Origin of the sequence: Pseudomonas sp. TWI929 (assembly GCF_039673335.1) — a bacterium.
Lineage (GTDB): Bacteria > Pseudomonadota > Gammaproteobacteria > Pseudomonadales > Pseudomonadaceae > Aquipseudomonas.
In genome coordinates, this window is record NZ_JBDJLK010000002.1 from 152198 (window position 1) to 166714 (window position 14517).

A 14517-nucleotide genomic window follows, 5' to 3' on the forward strand; every position below is an offset into this window, starting at 1 on the left:
GCAACAGAAAAATCAGACGAGATGCAGGTGGTTGTCCCAGAACCCGGACGGCAGGTTCATCGGTTGCCCGACCAGTTCGGCCTTGCGGCAATCATAGAACCGGCAGCGGCCCTGCCCGGAGGTGACGACAAAACCGTCTTTCACCGCGCCAACCCCCGCACAATCGGGCATCGGTGCATCCAGGCGCACCGCGCCGCTGTCCAGGTCCCAGACGAACAGGCGATTGGCACGTGGTGCGGTCAGCGCCACCAGCCGCAGCTCGCTGTGGATGGCAACGCTGGCGGTGTACTGGGCCATGGCCTGCAGTTGCCGCTCCGGTACCGGGAAGGCCTTGAACGGCTGGCCTGGGCGTTTGATCGCCAGCAGCTCGGCGGTTTCATCGGCATCGCCCATGAACTGCTGACAGGCGGCGATGGTGCCATCGCTGCCCACCGCCAGGTGGCGCACGCTGTTCATCTGCTGGGCCAGGGTTTCCTTGCTCAGCAGGGTGCCGTCACGCTGCATCAGCACCAGGCTCGGCTCCATGGCATTCAGGTTCATCTCGACCCGGCTCTCGGCCTCGGTACGGATACCGCCGTTAGCCACGATCAGCGTCTCGCCGTCGGGCAGCCAGGCCACTTCGTGTGGGCCGATGCCATGGGTCGGGATCTCGCCGGTATGCACCAGGCGCTCACCTTCGAAGCGGTAAACCCCGAGCACGCCACGCCCTGGGTCGGTGGTGTCGTTCTCGGTGGCGTACAGCCATTCGCCCCCCTTGTGCACCACCGCATGGCCGTAGAAGTGCCGGTTCGGCTGCGAGGTGACGGTTTGCAGCAGGCGCCCGTCGCGCAGGTCGACCAGGTAGCTTTCGGTACCGGGGCGGCGGGCGACGAACAATGCGATTGGCTGCTCGGGGTGGTGGATGATGGCATGGCAACGCTGGGCGACCTGGGTGCTGAACACCTGGGTGCCGTCCAGGCGGAAACCGACCGCATAGTGCTTGCCGTCGCCATCGTCACGCGCCGACAGCAGCAGGGGCTCGCTGCCTTTGTTGCGGAACAGGCTCCAGCCGCCCAGGGTGAGGGCGCTGAGCAATACGCTACCGAGTTTGAGGGCCTGGCGTCGCAGCATGATCAGTCACCGTCGTTGGCATTGAAGCCCAGCTGGATGTTCAACGCCTTGGCCAGCTCGCCTTCGTGCAGGCGGTGGACGGCGTTGAGGCTGTCGTAGAGCTGGTTGAGGGTTTGCTGGCCAGCGTCGTCGGCCAGCAGCTCACCCAGGGTTTTCTGGTTGTCGGCCAGCAGTTTGAGCGCGCTAGCGTAGGCGTCGTCGATCTTGTCCGCCAGCGCTTTCTGATCGCTGGGCAGCAAGCCGCGCAGGCCTTGGTTATCGACCCCGACCCAGACTGTTTCGGCAGCCTTGAGGGTGGCTTCCAGGCTCTTCAGCGAAGAATGGCTGCGCCAGGCTTCGGCCTGCAGTGGCTGCGGGATGCCCTTGCTTTGGCGGCCCATCGGCGCACCCAGCTTTTTCTTCAGGGTATCCAGGGCGGTGACCTGGGAGCGCAGCAGGTCGGCGATGGCCTCGTGGGAATCGGCGTAGCGCTGGTTGGGGAACTTGGTCATCTGCGACAGCATGCCGTCGGTGCTGTTCCAGCTCTTGAGGATGTCCTCGGCCAGGACCTTCTGGTGCTCACCGATAGCCACCAGCAGCGGGCAGTAGCGGGCTTTCTGCTCGGCGGTGGCGACGTCTGGCTTGCTGTCGAACAGGATGTATTCATAGGCGGAGAGGCCGCGTACCACCACGCTGGCCTTGCCCAGGGCAGCAGCATCGAGCGGCTTGTCGCCGTTGACCAGTTGCTCGACCTGGCGGCCGACCAGGTTCTTCTTGTCGGGCCAGAACTGTACCTGCCAGGCGCGGTTGCCTTCGGCCAGTGGGCCGACCAGCAGCGGTTGCAGCTCGGCCCAGGCTTTTTGCGCGTTGAGGAAGTCGGCGCGGGCCTTGTCCAGGGTTTCCTTGCCGTCGCAGTAGGCCAGGGCGCTGGCGGCCAGCGCGCGGTCGGCTTCTACCCAGCGGCTGTAGGTAGGCAGGATCACCTGCTTGGCAATGGCGGCGGAGGTCACGGCTTGCGGGTCCTGCGGCGAGCAGGCACCGAGGGCGAGTGCGGCGAGGCTGGTGAACAACAGTTTGGGTCGGAACATGCCCGGCTCCTTTGCGCGTTTTAAAGTGAGTTCAGGAACGCCAGCAACGCGGCGCGTTGCTCGGCATTGAAAGTGAGCACGAAATTGCGTGCCGCCTCGGCTTCGCCACCATGCCAGAGCACGGCTTCGAGCAGGTTGCGGGCACGACCGTCGTGCAGGAACTGGCTGTGGCCACTGACTGTTTCGCTCAGGCCGATGCCCCACAGTGGCGGGGTACGCCAGTCCTGGCCATTGGCGGCGAATTCGGTGCGCTCGTCGGCCAGGCCTGGGCCCATGTCATGCAGCAACAGGTCGCTGTAGGGGCGGATCAGCTGGTTGGCAAGCTCGGGTTCGGCGGCATTGGCGGCGGTGGTGAACTGCGGTGTATGGCAGGCCTGGCAGCCGGCCTGGTAGAACAGGTTCTTGCCCGCCAGCACTTGCGGCGAGCCCACATCCCGGCGGGCCGGTACGCCCAGGTTACGGGTGTAGAAGGTGACCAGGCGCAAGATGTTGTCGCTGACTTCCTTCTCGCCATCGGCACCGTCGCCGTTGGGCGAGGCCAGGCAGCCAGTTTGCGCCGGGGTGCAGTCGTCGTTGGGCTGCAGGGTGCTGGTCAGGCCCATGTCGCCGGCAAAGGCGTGCACGTTCTGCTGGTTGACGTTGGGCTGCCCGGCCTTCCAGCCAAAGCGGCCGACCACGGTCTTGCCCTGGGCGTCGTCCCACACCCGGTTGGCCCGCCCGCGGATGCCATCGCGGTTGTGGTCGTCAGGGTCTTCGTTGGCCAGCAGGTCGGCTTCGGGGATGGCTTCGAGCAAGCCCAGGCCGATCATCGGCGGCGCCACCCGCGCCGAAAAACGCGTGTCGGGGTGCATCACGCCATAGCCGAGCTGGGTGATCTGCAGGGCTGGCTTGCGCAGCTCGACCTGGTGGCCATCCTTGAACGCCACCGTTTCGCTGGTGTAGCTCACCCGCACTTTGCCCTCTGGCGTCACGCCGGGGATGGCCATGTCCTGCAATTGGGTGCCGTAGACCGGCTCTGGCACCACGCCCAGGCGCTCGATCACCTTGGCCAGGTAGGGCTGGTCGGGGATCGACAGGCGTACCAGCATGCCCACCGCGTTGCTGTCGCCTGGCGCTGGCGGGTGGCCGCGGCCGTCGCGCACGTGGCAGTTCTGGCAGGCGTTGGTGTTGAACAGCGGGCCCAGGCCGTCACGCGCGGTGGTGGTGGACGGAGCTATCACCCACGGGTTGCGGAAGAAGCTGTTGCCCACGGCGAAGTCCAGGCGCCGCTCGGGCGAGAGGTTGGCCGAGGGCAGGGAATAGGCATTACGGTCACTGCGTTGCACGGTCGCCTTGCCAGCCGACAAGGCTTCGCCGGGCTCGGCCTGGGTGAAGCGCGGGGCGTCGTCACAGGCGGCAAGGGCCAGGGTCAGTAGCAAAGGGGATAGTCGGGACAGCGACGAGGACATCGAGAATCCTGGGCGTGGGCGAAAACCGGCGTGCAAGCTTAGCAGGCCAGCGTTTTTTGAATAAGAGCAATTTGCAATTACCTGGGTGAAAAGGATGTGAAACGCCAGCATTTTCATGTGCAGTACCGGCCCTTTCGCGGGTAAACCCGCTCCTGCAAGCCTGCACGGTCCTTGTAGAAGCGGGTTTACCCGCGAAGAGGCCAGAAGAAAAAAAGGCGACCCGAAGGCCGCCTTTTTCGTAACCGCTACAGCAGGATCAGAATTCGTGATCCGCGGTATCCGGGTTCAGGTTGGCAATGCCCAGCTTGCCCGCGGCTTGCTCGATCGCACCGGTCTGCTTGACCAGCGAGGCGATGGCGTCACGCACGATCTGGTTGCCTGCAGCATTGTCGGCAGCGATCAGCTGGTCGTAGTGCTCGCCTTTGAGGGCGTGGTCGACGATCACCTGGATCTTGGCTTCGGTGGCTTCCAGGTCGGCCTTGAGGGTGGCGTCGGCGGCCGGGTCGACCTTGGCTACCAGCGACGACAGGCTCGGGCCGCTCAGCTTGGTGCCGTCTGGGCGGGTGTACTCGCCCAGGTAGACGTTGCGGATGCCCTTGGCGTCGTAGAAGTGCGAGTAGTGGGTGTTGTCGCTGAAGCAGTCTTGCTCGTCTTCCGGCGAGTTGGCTTCCAGCGAAACCTTCATGCGCTCGCCAGCCAGTTCGCCCAGCGACAGGCTGCCCATTCCGAACAGCATCTTGCGCAGGCCGTCGTTGACCGGCTCGGCTTCCAGCTTGGCGCGGTAGTTGTCGGCGACGTTCGGTGCCCAGTTGCCGACCATCTCTTCGAGGTCCGTGACCAGCAGGTCGGTGACCGCCTTCAGGTAGGCACGGCGACGTTCGTTGTGGCCGCCGGTGGCGCCCTTGCCTTCCAGGTAATCGGAAGCCGGACGGGCGCCGGCGCCTGGGCCGGTGCCGTTGAGGTCCTGGCCCCAGAGCAGGAATTCGATGGCGTGGTAGCCAGTGGCAACGTTAGCCTCGGAACCGCCCAGCTCGTTCAGGCTGGCCAGCTTCTCGGGGGTGATGTCCTTGACGTCGACCTTCTCTTCGCCTACCTGGATCTCGGTGTTGGCGATGATGTTGGCGCCAGCGGCCGGGTTGCCCAGGGCGTGCTCGTAGCTCTTGTCGACGTAGTCGATCAGGCCTTCGTCCAGGGGCCAGGCGTTCACCTGGCCTTCCCAGTCGTCGATGATGGTGTTGCCGAAGCGGAAGGCTTCGCTCTGCAGGTACGGTACGCGCGCGGCGAACCAGGCTTCCTTGGCGGCCTTCAGGGTTTCGTCGTTGGGCTTGGCGAGGAACGCGTCAACCGCGGTCTGCAAGGTTTTGGCGGTGCTCAGCGAGTCGCTGTACACGGCGTAGACCATCTCGGTGTAATGCTTGACCACGGCTTTGCCGGCGGCTTCGTCAACAGCCCCTGGCGCAGCAGCGGTGGTGCTGGCGGCAGCAGGTGCCTGGGCTTGCGGCGCGGCGGCCTTGTCGTCCTTGCCTTCACCGCAACCGGCGAGAGCGATGGCAATGGCCAGCAGACTGGCGGAGGCCAGAGGCATTCGAATCATTATTGGTTTTCCTGCGTCGTGTGGTTGGACCAAGGGGTGGACCGTGCGCCGTGGCACGCGAAACCGCAACATCATGCGAAAGATTTGCATTTGCTGTAAAGGGGCGTGCGCGCAAATCATGTAAATGCCGGTCACGGCTTGTAACCGGCAGGCGGGGTCAGAGCATCGAAACCTGGTTGCGCTGCGCCTGCTTGAGGAAATGGGTCAGTTCGCGGGCCGGCAGCGGCTTGCTGTAGTGGTAGCCCTGGCCCTCGTGGCAACCCTGGGCGACGATGTAGGTTTCCTGCTCGGCGGTTTCCACGCCTTCGGCGATTACCTGCATCCCCAGGCTTTTGCCAAGCTGGATGATGGCGCGAACGATGGTGGCGTCGTCATCGTCGTCGAGCAGGTCCTGGACGAAGCTCTTGTCGATCTTGATCTTGTCCAGCGGCAGCGATTTCAGGTAGCTGAGCGACGAGTAGCCGGTGCCGAAGTCGTCGATGGCAATCAGTGCGCCGGAGCGGCGCAAGCTCAGCAGGTGCTGGGCGGCGGTGCTGATGTCTTCCATCAGGCCGGTTTCGGTGACTTCCAGTTCCAGGCTGCGCGGCGGCAGGCGGTAAGCCTGCAGCAAGTTGTTGACCACCCGCGGCAGCTCGTTGTGGTGCAGTTGCACGGTGGACAGGTTGACCGCCATGCGCAGGTCGCTGAAGCCCAGGTCGTGCCATTCGCGCAGTTGCCGGCAGGCCTGGTCGAGCACCCATTCGCCGATGCTGATGATGCTGCCGTTCTGTTCGGCCAGCGGGATGAACTGGTCGGGTGGCACCATGCCCAGCTCCGGGTGTTGCCAGCGCAGCAGCGCCTCCACACCAACCACGCGGTGGTCGCGGTAGCTGATCTGTGGTTGGTACACCAGGTACAGCTGGTTGCGTGGCAGGGCTTCGCGCAGGTCCTTTTCCAGCTCGCGGCGACGGCGCATCTCGCTGTCGACGCTGGCGATGTAGAACTGGTAGCGGTTGCGCGAACGGGCCTTGGCCAGGGTCATGGTCTGTTCGGCTTTCTGCAGCAGCTTCTCGGTGCTGTCACCGTCTTCGGGGAACAGGGTGATGCCGATGGTGGCGCGCAGGCGGATCTGCTGGTGGTGGTCGAGGTCGAATGGCACTTCCAGATCGTCGAGGATGCTCTGTGCCAGCTCGGCCGCTTCGTAGGGCTGCTCGATATTGGCCTGCACCAGGGCGAACTGGTCACCGCCCAGCCGTGCCAGGGCGCCCAGGCGGCCGCTGTGGGCGCGCAGGCGGTCGGCCAAGGCCAGTAGCAGCTGGTCACCAACCTGGTAGCTGAACTGTTCGTTGATGCCCTTGAAATCGTCCAGGCCCACGCACAGCACCGCCACACGGTGTTGCAGGCGGCCGCCGTCGATGAGGATCTTGTCCAGTTGCTGCTGCAGTTGCTGGCGGTTGGGCAGGCCGGTGAGGAAGTCGTACTGGGCCATGCGTTGCAGGCTGTTTTCGGCCTCGTGGCGCAGGTGGGTGTTGCGCTCGATCGAGGCCAGCAACTGGTTGGCAGTGTTCACCCACAGGCCCAGCTCGTTCTTCTCGTGCCCCTTGAGCAGCGGTATCTGGTGCTGGCTGGGGCGGTCGGGGTTGATCTGGGTAAGGTGCTCGATGATTTTCGACAGCGGTTTGGTCAGCAGCCAGTGGTAGACCAGGTACAGCACCAGGCCCATGGCCAAGGCCCGTAGCACGCCAGATATGAAGATGATTACCGCATTGATCAGGAAGTCTTCGCCGTAGGACGAGGTGTCGAGGGTGATGCTGAGGTCGCCGTAGTATTCGCTGTAGGGGCCGCGGCCGACCAGTTGGGTGGTGTAGGTGCGTTCCTGGCCGAGGATCGGATCGGTCAGCCAGCGCATGGACATGTCCTGCAGCGGGCGGGACTTTTCTGCCAGCATGGTTTCGTTGGGGTGGCCGATGGAGGCCATGCGCACCGATTCGTCCTGGAACAGGCCTTCCATCACCTGCATGCCCATTTCGCGGTCGAGGCTGTATACCGCCTGGGTCGAAGGGTCACGGAACATGTCGAGAATGCGCTGGGCGTCGTTGTTAACGGCCTGGCGGGTCTTGTAGGTGTCGTAGACGATTTGCGCACAGCTGAGCACGACGCCGACTGCCAGCGCCGACAGCAGCACGACCCTGAGCAACTTGACCGACAAGCTGTTCCGCAATTCCAGCTTCAATGGGGGTTTCCTTAATCCATGCGCATGGCATCATTTTGCCATCAACGATGACGATACACTATCGGTCGACCATGAGTAGTGTATCGGTTGCCTGACCCCGCAACTTGAGTGCGCTGTGTCAATCTTCCAGTGGTTTGATGTTAGCGTGCTATGCGGGCTGAGCAAGCAAAACCGTACCGGCCTTTTCGCGGGTTAACCCGCCCCCACAGGGATAGCATCACGCTCACCAGCTACGCAGACTCTGTGGGAGCGGGCATGCCCGCGAAGAGGCCGGCAGAGGCATAAAAAAACCCGGCACATGGCCGGGTTTTCTACTCAAGGCTGAATGACTCAGGCCTTGAAGGTCTTGCCTTCGAACTGTTCGGCAACGAAGGCCCAGTTGACCAGGTTCCAGAACGCCTCGACGTACTTCGGACGCAGGTTGCGGTAGTCGATGTAGTAGGCGTGTTCCCAGACGTCGCAGGTCAGCAGCGGGGTGTCGCCGCTGGTCAGCGGGCAGCCGGCGCCGATGGTGCTGGCCAGGGCCAGGGAACCGTCAGCCTTCTTCACCAGCCAGCCCCAGCCGGAACCGAAGGTGCCAACCGAAGTCTTGGTGAACTCTTCCTTGAACTTGTCGAAGGAACCGAAAGCGGCGTTGATGGCGTCAGCCAGGGCACCGGTCGGCTGGCCACCGGCGTTTGGCGCCAGGCAGTTCCAGTAGAAGGTGTGGTTCCAGACTTGAGCGGCGTTGTTGAAGATGCCACCCGAAGAGCTCTTGACGATCTCTTCCAGGGTCTTGCCTTCGAATTCGGTACCTGGGACCAGGTTGTTCAGGTTCACGACATAGGTGTTGTGGTGCTTGTCGTGGTGATACTCCAGGGTTTCCTTGGAGATGTGCGGCTGCAGGGCATCGTGGGCGTACGGCAGCGGCGGCAATTCAAAAGCCATGGTAGATCTCCTGATTCAGGTCTGTTTGCGGTTTGCGCAAGGCCGATCACGGGCGGCCCGATGAGCGTCGGCGAGTTTGTACTCTTTGCGACGCAAGGGCTGGATCATAGCACCGGGCTTGGCGCATAACCACGCAACAAACATAGGGAATAGAGGTTCCAGAGCGGTTGGCGGGTGCCGACCGGTGGTCTCGGGTTTTGCCTGCAAGGGCCTCATCGCCGGCAAGCCAGCTCCCACAGGGATATCACCGACCTCAGGCCTGGTGATATCCCTGAGCTGGCTTGCCGGCGATGAGGTCCTTGAGGTCAGTTGAAGATCAACTGCGCCGCCACCGCGAACATCATCACCGCCACCATCAGGTCGAGCATGCGCCAGGTGGCCGGGCGGGCCAGCCACGGTGCCAGCCAGGCCGCGCCGATCGCCAGGGTCGAGAACCACAGCAGCGAGGCGCTGGCCGCCCCGGCCACATAGGCGCCAGGCTCGGTCTGCTGGGCGCCCAGCGAGCCGATCAGCAACACCGTGTCGAGGTACACGTGCGGGTTCAGCAGCGTCACCGCCAAGGCACTGAGCAGCACCGCCCGGCGTGAGCGCACGCCCTGGCCTTGCTGGTGTTGCAGGCTCTGTTTCGAGCAGGCGCTGCGCAAGGCCTTGGTGCCGTACCAGATCAGGAACACCGCGCCGCCCCAGCGGGCCACCGCCAGCAAGGTCGGGTTGTGCGCCAGCACGGTGGCCAGGCCGAACACCCCGGCGGCCACCAGGATGGCGTCACAGACGATGCACAGCGCCGCCACCGGCAGGTGATGCTCGCGGCGCAGGCTTTGGGCGAGGACGAAGGCGTTCTGCGCGCCGATGGCCATGATCAGGCCGAAGGCCACCAGCATGCCGTTGAGATAGCTTTGCCACATGGCTGGGCTCTCCAAAAATGGGTAGGGAAGATGCTGGCTATTGTGGTGTTCGGCGCTGTATAAGAAAAACAAATAAAGCTGATCTGTCATTAGGAAAATCGATGTTCGACTACAAGCTGCTGGCCGCCCTCGCGGCGGTGATCGAACAGGGCGGTTTCGAGCGTGCGGCGCAGGTACTGGGTTTGTCGCAGTCGGCCATTTCCCAGCGCATCAAGCTGCTTGAGGCGCGGGTTGGCCAACCGGTGCTGGTGCGCGCCACGCCGCCGAGCCCGACCGAAGTCGGCCGCCAGTTGCTTAACCATGTGCAGCAGGTGCGCCTGCTCGAACGCGACCTGCAACGCCAGGTGCCGGCGCTGGACGAAGAGGGCATGCCAGAGCGCCTGCGCATCGCCCTCAATGCCGATAGCCTGGCCACGTGGTGGGCCGGCGCGTTGGGCAACTTCTGCGCGCAGCAGAACGTGCTGACCGACCTGGTGGTGGAGGACCAGGAAGTAGGCTTGAAACGCATGCGTGCGGGCGAGGTGGCGGCCTGCCTGTGTGGTAGCGAGCGGCCGGTGGCCGGGGCGCGCAGCCTGCCGCTGGGCGCCATGCGCTACCGGGCGTTGGCCAGCCCCGGGTTCATGACACGGCATTTTCCCCAGGGCTTTGTCGCCAACCGCCTGGCCCGTACTCCGGCGATCGTGTACGGCCCGGACGACTTCCTGCAGCATCGCTACCTGGCATCGCTGGGCATCGAGGACGGTTTCCTGCACCACCTGTGCCCATCGTCCGAGGGTTTTCTGCGCATGACCGAGGCCGGCCTGGGCTGGGGCCTGGTGCCCGAACTGCAAGCCCGTGAGCAACTGGCCAGCGGGCAGTTGGTAGAAATCTGCAGCGATACCCCCATCGATGTGCCGTTGTACTGGCATCATTGGCGCAATGGCGGGCAATTGCTCGCGCAACTGACTGACCACCTGCGGCACACGGCACGGCAATGGCTGGTGCCCTTGTAGCCCCGGCTGGCGTCAGTTGCATCTGAAATCTGGCAAGACGGAGTGTTACATGCGAATTCTGGTCACCGGCGCGAGTGGCTTCATTGGCGGGCGTTTTGCGCGCTTCGCCCTGGAGCAGGGCCTGGACGTGCGGGTCAGCGGCCGCCGCGCCGAAGGGGTCGAGCACCTGGTCAAGCGTGGCGCCCAGTTCATCCCCGGCGACCTGGGTGATGCCGAGCTGGCCCGGCGCTTGTGCCAGGGCGTCGAGGCCGTGGTGCACTGTGCTGGCGCCGTAGGCAACTGGGGGCGTTACCAGGACTTCTACCAAGGTAATGTGGTGGTCACCGAGAACGTGGTCGAAGGCTGCCTGAAAGAGCACGTACGGCGCCTGGTGCACCTGTCGTCACCCTCGATCTACTTCAATGGCCGCTCGCGCCTGGACATCCGTGAAGACCAGGTGCCGCGCCGCTTCCACGACCACTATGGGCAGACCAAGCACCTGGCCGAGCAGAAAGTGTTCGGCGCCCAGGAGTTCGGCCTCGAAGTGCTGGCGCTGCGCCCGCGCTTCGTCACCGGCGCCGGCGATGCCAGCATTTTCCCGCGGCTGATGCAGATGCAGCGCAAGGGGCGGGTGGCGATCATCGGCAACGGCCTGAACAAAGTCGATTTCACCAGTGTGCACAACCTCAACGAGGCGTTGCTCAGTGCGCTGTTCGCCGATGACCGGGCGCTGGGCCAGGCCTATAACATCAGCAACGGCCAGCCGCTGCCGCTGTGGGATGTGGTCAACTATGTGATGCGCCAGATGCAGCTGCCGCAGGTTACCCGCTACCGCTCCTACGGCCTGGCCTACAGCCTGGCCGCGCTGAACGAGGCGGCCTGCATGCTCTGGCCAGGGCGCCCACAACCCACCCTGTCGCGCTTGGGCATGCAGGTGATGAGCCGTGATTTCACCCTGGATATCAGCCGCGCCCGGCAGTACCTGGACTACCAGCCCAAGGTCAGCCTGTGGACGGCGCTGGATGAATTCTGTGCCTGGTGGAAGCACCTGCCGCCGGGGCAGTGATGGCGCTGGGCTGACAATCGTCATCAACGCGCCGCGCTTGCGGTTTATACTTGGGCCTCTTTGCGACTACCGCGGTTGAATGTATCCATGCGTAACCATGTTCACGATGACTACGATGACGTGCCTACCTTGCGGGCCGGCACTGTCGATGATGACGAGCTGATGCCGGCGCACGTGGTGCGCAGCCGCCAGAAAGCCGCCCGCGGCGCCAGCACGGCACCGCTGTGGGCATTGCTCGGGGCCTCGTTCATCGCGCTGGCTGGGCTGGGCTGGTGGAGCTTCCAGCAGATTTCGCTGATGGAGCAGCAACTGGTGGCGACCCAGGAAAGCTTTGCCCGCATCAGTGAAGAAGCGGCCGGGCGCCTGCAGGCGATCAGCGGCAAGGTGGCGGCCAGCGAGTCCGGCGCCACTACCAACAGTGAGGCGCTGAAGCTGCAGCTTCGCCAGTTGCAGAAGGGCGTGGCCGGGCAGACCGGCGACCTGGGCAAGCGCCTGGAGCAGGTATTGGCCGATACCCGTGAACAGCAAAAAGCCGTGACCGAGCTGCAAGGCCAGCTACAGGCGCAGTTGAAGCTGGTGAATAGCGAGCTGGCCGCATTGCGTTCGGGCCAGGTTGATGGTGGCAAGCTGGATGCCCAGTTCAAGGGCCTGAACGAGCAGGTTGTCGCGCTGAAGGCCGCGCAGGCAGATAGCGCCAAGCTGGACGGCCAGCTCAAGAGCTTGGGTGGTGAGGTGGCTGCGCTGAAGAAGCAGGGTAACCCCAGCGCGGCCATCCAGGGCCTGGAGCAGGACATGCTGGTGCTCAAGAGCCAGATCGACAACCGCCCGGCTGCTTCGTCGGCGGGTGGTGCTTCGGTGCAGGAGTTCGACGCCTTCCGCGCGCAGACGACTCGTAACCTGAATACCTTGCAGAGCCAGATCCAGAACCTGCAACAGCAGATCAACGCCCGGCCCTGAGATCACCTGAGCCTTCTTCGCGGGCACGCCCGCTCCCACAGGATAAGTACAGCCTTCAAACGGGTCGCTGTACTTGTGGGAGCGGGCGTGCCCGCGAATGGCCCTTAGTCACAACCGCGGATAATCGATGTAACCGACCGGCCCCTTGCCATAGAAAGTCTCAGGCCGCGCCTCGTTCAACGGCGCATCCGCCGCCAGCCGCGCCGGCAGGTCGGGGTTGGCGATGAACGGTACGCCGAACGCCACCGCATCCGCCTTGCCACTGGCCAAGGCCACATTGGCACTGGCCTTGTCGAAGCGCTCATTGACGATGTACGGGCCACCGAACGCCTCCTTGATCAAAGGGCCAATGCTGTCGTCGGCTTCCTTCTCCCGCGAGCAGATGAAGGCAATACCTCGCTTGCCCAGTTCACGGGCCACATAGGTAAAGGTTTCGGCACGGTCGGCATCACCCATGTCATGGGCGTCGGCACGCGGTGCCAGGTGCACGCCTACACGGTTCGCACCCCACACTTCGATGGCCGCATCGGTCACTTCCAGCAGCAGGCGTGCGCGGTTTTCCAGCGAGCCGCCGTAGCGGTCGTTGCGCTGGTTGGTGCTGCTTTGCAGGAACTGGTCGAGCAGGTAGCCGTTGGCGCCGTGGATTTCCACACCATCGAAACCGGCGGCCTTGGCATTTTCCGCACCACTACGGTAAGCCTCGACGATGTCGGTGATTTCTTCGGTCTCCAGCGCGCGCGGGGTTGGGTAGTCACTGAGCGGGCGCACCAGGCTCACATGGCCCTTGGCCTGGATCGCGCTGGGCGCTACCGGCAACTCGCCGTTCAGGTAGCTGGGGTGGGAGATACGGCCAACATGCCACAGCTGCAGGAACATGCGCCCGCCTGCGGCATGCACGGCCTTGGTCACATTGTTCCAGCCACGCACTTGTTCGTCGTTCCAGATGCCTGGGGTATCCGGGTAGCCGACGCCCATGGCGCTGACCGAGGTCGCCTCGCTGAGGATCAGCCCGGCGCTGGCGCGCTGCACGTAGTACTCGGCCATCAGCGCGTTGGGCACGCGGCCTTCGTCGGCGCGGCAGCGGGTGAGCGGGGCCATGATGATGCGGTTGGGCAGTTGCAGGTCGCCCAGGGTGATCGGATCGAAAAGCGTGGTCATAACGGTTACCTGCTGGTCAAAGCGCTTGGCGCAGTTGTTCGAGGAACGCCTGGATGGTGGCTTCGTCGCGTTTGAAGAAGTGCCATTGGCCGATCTTCTGGCTGCTGATCAGCCCGGCGCGCTGCAAGGTGGCCAGGTGGGCAGAGACGGTCGACTGCGACAGGCCGCAGCGTTGGTCGATCTGCCCGGCACACACACCGTTTTCGGTGCTGTGGTACTGGTCGGGGAACTGGGTTGCCGGGTCTTTCAGCCAGCTGAGGATTTCTCGCCTGACCGGGTGGGCCAGCGCTTTTATGATTTCGTCGAGATCGAGTGGCATGGGTTGGGGCTCGTTGTAGCGGTATATCGCGATAGGGCGAAATGTAAATCGCTGGATCCCGATATACAAATATGAAGAGGTTCTGAGCTGAGCACGAATCGCTATATCGCGTTATAACGATATAAGGCCGAGCGGTGCTAGACTGCGCTCATGAACTACCTCGCACACTTGCACCTGGGCGGCCCGGCGCCGCAACAACTGCTTGGCAGCCTGTATGGCGACTTTGTCAAAGGCTCGCTGGAGGGGCGCTTCCCGCCTGCGCTGGAGGCGGCCATTCGGCTGCACCGGCATATCGACAGTTATACCGACCAGCACCCGCTGGTGCTGGTGGCGCTGGCGCGCTTTCCACGCGAGCGTCGGCGCTTTGCCGGGATTGTGCTGGACGTGTTCTTCGACCATTGCCTGGCCCGGCATTGGCGCGATTATGCCGAGCAGCCGCTGGCGCAGTTCACCGGGGATTTTTATCGGGTGTTGCTGGCCGAGCCTGAGCTGCCGGGGCGCTTGGCGCGGATTGCGCCGTTCATGGCGGCGGATGACTGGTTGGGGGCGTATGGCGATTTCGCCACGCTGGAGCAGGTGTTCAACGGCATTGCCCGGAGGTTGTCGCGGCCGGAGGGGATGGCTGGGGTGATGGGCGAGCTGGAGCGGTTGTATGAACCGCTGATGGCGGATTTTCGTGAGTTCTACCCGCAGTTGCAGGCGTTTGCGGCGGCGGGGCGGATGTCAGACAGTTAGTCCTGTGTTTGCAGGGCCGGCCTCTTCGCGGGTAAACCCGCTCCCACA

General features: G+C 63.9%; 13 protein-coding genes. 4 read left to right on the forward strand and 9 right to left on the reverse strand.

What is annotated here, in order from left to right; all coding sequences use genetic code 11:
* Positions 1–12 precede the first annotated feature (12 nt).
* From ABE456_RS02090 to ABE456_RS02120, 7 genes are all read right to left on the reverse strand, one after another.
* Complete coding sequence (locus ABE456_RS02090; RefSeq protein ID WP_346642502.1) at positions 13–1110, reverse strand: DUF1513 domain-containing protein; 1098 nt, start codon at positions 1108–1110, stop codon at positions 13–15.
* A 2-nt stretch (positions 1111–1112) separates the two neighbouring features.
* Positions 1113–2177, reverse strand: coding sequence for an imelysin family protein (locus tag ABE456_RS02095; RefSeq protein WP_346642503.1), 1065 nt, complete (start codon positions 2175–2177; stop codon positions 1113–1115).
* 20 nt (positions 2178–2197) lie between these two features.
* Positions 2198–3625, reverse strand: coding sequence for a di-heme oxidoredictase family protein (locus tag ABE456_RS02100; protein WP_346642504.1), 1428 nt, complete (start codon positions 3623–3625; stop codon positions 2198–2200).
* 256 nt (positions 3626–3881) lie between these two features.
* The gene (locus tag ABE456_RS02105) at positions 3882–5219 is read right to left on the reverse strand and encodes an imelysin family protein (RefSeq protein WP_346642505.1); all 1338 of its coding nucleotides are present in this window, start codon (positions 5217–5219) and stop codon (positions 3882–3884) included.
* Positions 5220–5376: 157 nt separating this feature from the next.
* The gene (locus ABE456_RS02110; protein ID WP_346642506.1) at positions 5377–7431 is read right to left on the reverse strand and encodes an EAL domain-containing protein; all 2055 of its coding nucleotides are present in this window, start codon (positions 7429–7431) and stop codon (positions 5377–5379) included.
* Positions 7432–7761: 330 nt separating this feature from the next.
* A complete protein-coding gene (locus tag ABE456_RS02115) occupies positions 7762–8358 on the reverse strand; it encodes a Fe-Mn family superoxide dismutase (protein ID WP_013974076.1) in 597 nt (198 codons plus the stop codon).
* A gap of 305 nt (positions 8359–8663) precedes the next feature.
* Complete coding sequence (locus ABE456_RS02120) at positions 8664–9263, reverse strand: LysE/ArgO family amino acid transporter (RefSeq protein ID WP_346642507.1); 600 nt, start codon at positions 9261–9263, stop codon at positions 8664–8666.
* 101 nt (positions 9264–9364) lie between these two features.
* On the opposite strand from ABE456_RS02120, the gene ABE456_RS02125 reads away from it, so the two are divergent.
* The 3 genes from ABE456_RS02125 to ABE456_RS02135 all read left to right on the forward strand — a co-directional run bounded on the left by ABE456_RS02125 (position 9365) and on the right by ABE456_RS02135 (position 12257).
* Positions 9365–10255, forward strand: coding sequence for a LysR family transcriptional regulator ArgP (locus ABE456_RS02125; RefSeq protein ID WP_346642508.1), 891 nt, complete (start codon positions 9365–9367; stop codon positions 10253–10255).
* 49 nt (positions 10256–10304) lie between these two features.
* Positions 10305–11300, forward strand: coding sequence for an NAD(P)-dependent oxidoreductase (locus ABE456_RS02130; RefSeq protein ID WP_346642509.1), 996 nt, complete (start codon positions 10305–10307; stop codon positions 11298–11300).
* An 87-nt stretch (positions 11301–11387) separates the two neighbouring features.
* The gene (locus ABE456_RS02135) at positions 11388–12257 is read left to right on the forward strand and encodes an ATPase (protein WP_346642510.1); all 870 of its coding nucleotides are present in this window, start codon (positions 11388–11390) and stop codon (positions 12255–12257) included.
* A gap of 108 nt (positions 12258–12365) precedes the next feature.
* On the opposite strand, the gene ABE456_RS02140 is transcribed toward ABE456_RS02135, so the two are convergent.
* Together ABE456_RS02140 and ABE456_RS02145 are read right to left on the reverse strand one after the other, a co-directional pair.
* Positions 12366–13415 carry an alkene reductase gene (locus ABE456_RS02140; protein ID WP_346642511.1) on the reverse strand — a complete coding sequence of 350 codons (1050 nt, stop codon included), beginning with the start codon at positions 13413–13415 and terminating at the stop codon, positions 12366–12368.
* Between the two features lie 16 nt (positions 13416–13431).
* Positions 13432–13734, reverse strand: coding sequence for a helix-turn-helix transcriptional regulator (locus ABE456_RS02145; protein WP_003255178.1), 303 nt, complete (start codon positions 13732–13734; stop codon positions 13432–13434).
* 150 nt (positions 13735–13884) lie between these two features.
* On the opposite strand from ABE456_RS02145, the gene ABE456_RS02150 reads away from it, so the two are divergent.
* Positions 13885–14469, forward strand: coding sequence for an ACP phosphodiesterase (locus tag ABE456_RS02150; RefSeq protein WP_346642512.1), 585 nt, complete (start codon positions 13885–13887; stop codon positions 14467–14469).
* The last annotated feature ends 48 nt before the right edge of the window (positions 14470–14517 follow it).

Coding starts and splice junctions, on each gene's coding strand:
- ABE456_RS02125 (WP_346642508.1), top strand. CDS start 9,365: ATGTTCGACTACAAGCTGCTGGCCGCCCTCGCGGCGGTGATCGAACAG.
- ABE456_RS02120 (WP_346642507.1), bottom strand. CDS start 9,263: ATGTGGCAAAGCTATCTCAACGGCATGCTGGTGGCCTTCGGCCTGATC.
- ABE456_RS02150 (WP_346642512.1), top strand. CDS start 13,885: ATGAACTACCTCGCACACTTGCACCTGGGCGGCCCGGCGCCGCAACAA.
- ABE456_RS02135 (WP_346642510.1), top strand. CDS start 11,388: ATGCGTAACCATGTTCACGATGACTACGATGACGTGCCTACCTTGCGG.
- ABE456_RS02100 (WP_346642504.1), bottom strand. CDS start 3,625: ATGTCCTCGTCGCTGTCCCGACTATCCCCTTTGCTACTGACCCTGGCC.
- ABE456_RS02105 (WP_346642505.1), bottom strand. CDS start 5,219: ATGATTCGAATGCCTCTGGCCTCCGCCAGTCTGCTGGCCATTGCCATC.
- ABE456_RS02095 (WP_346642503.1), bottom strand. CDS start 2,177: ATGTTCCGACCCAAACTGTTGTTCACCAGCCTCGCCGCACTCGCCCTC.
- ABE456_RS02115 (WP_013974076.1), bottom strand. CDS start 8,358: ATGGCTTTTGAATTGCCGCCGCTGCCGTACGCCCACGATGCCCTGCAG.
- ABE456_RS02090 (WP_346642502.1), bottom strand. CDS start 1,110: ATGCTGCGACGCCAGGCCCTCAAACTCGGTAGCGTATTGCTCAGCGCC.
- ABE456_RS02140 (WP_346642511.1), bottom strand. CDS start 13,415: ATGACCACGCTTTTCGATCCGATCACCCTGGGCGACCTGCAACTGCCC.
- ABE456_RS02145 (WP_003255178.1), bottom strand. CDS start 13,734: ATGCCACTCGATCTCGACGAAATCATAAAAGCGCTGGCCCACCCGGTC.
- ABE456_RS02130 (WP_346642509.1), top strand. CDS start 10,305: ATGCGAATTCTGGTCACCGGCGCGAGTGGCTTCATTGGCGGGCGTTTT.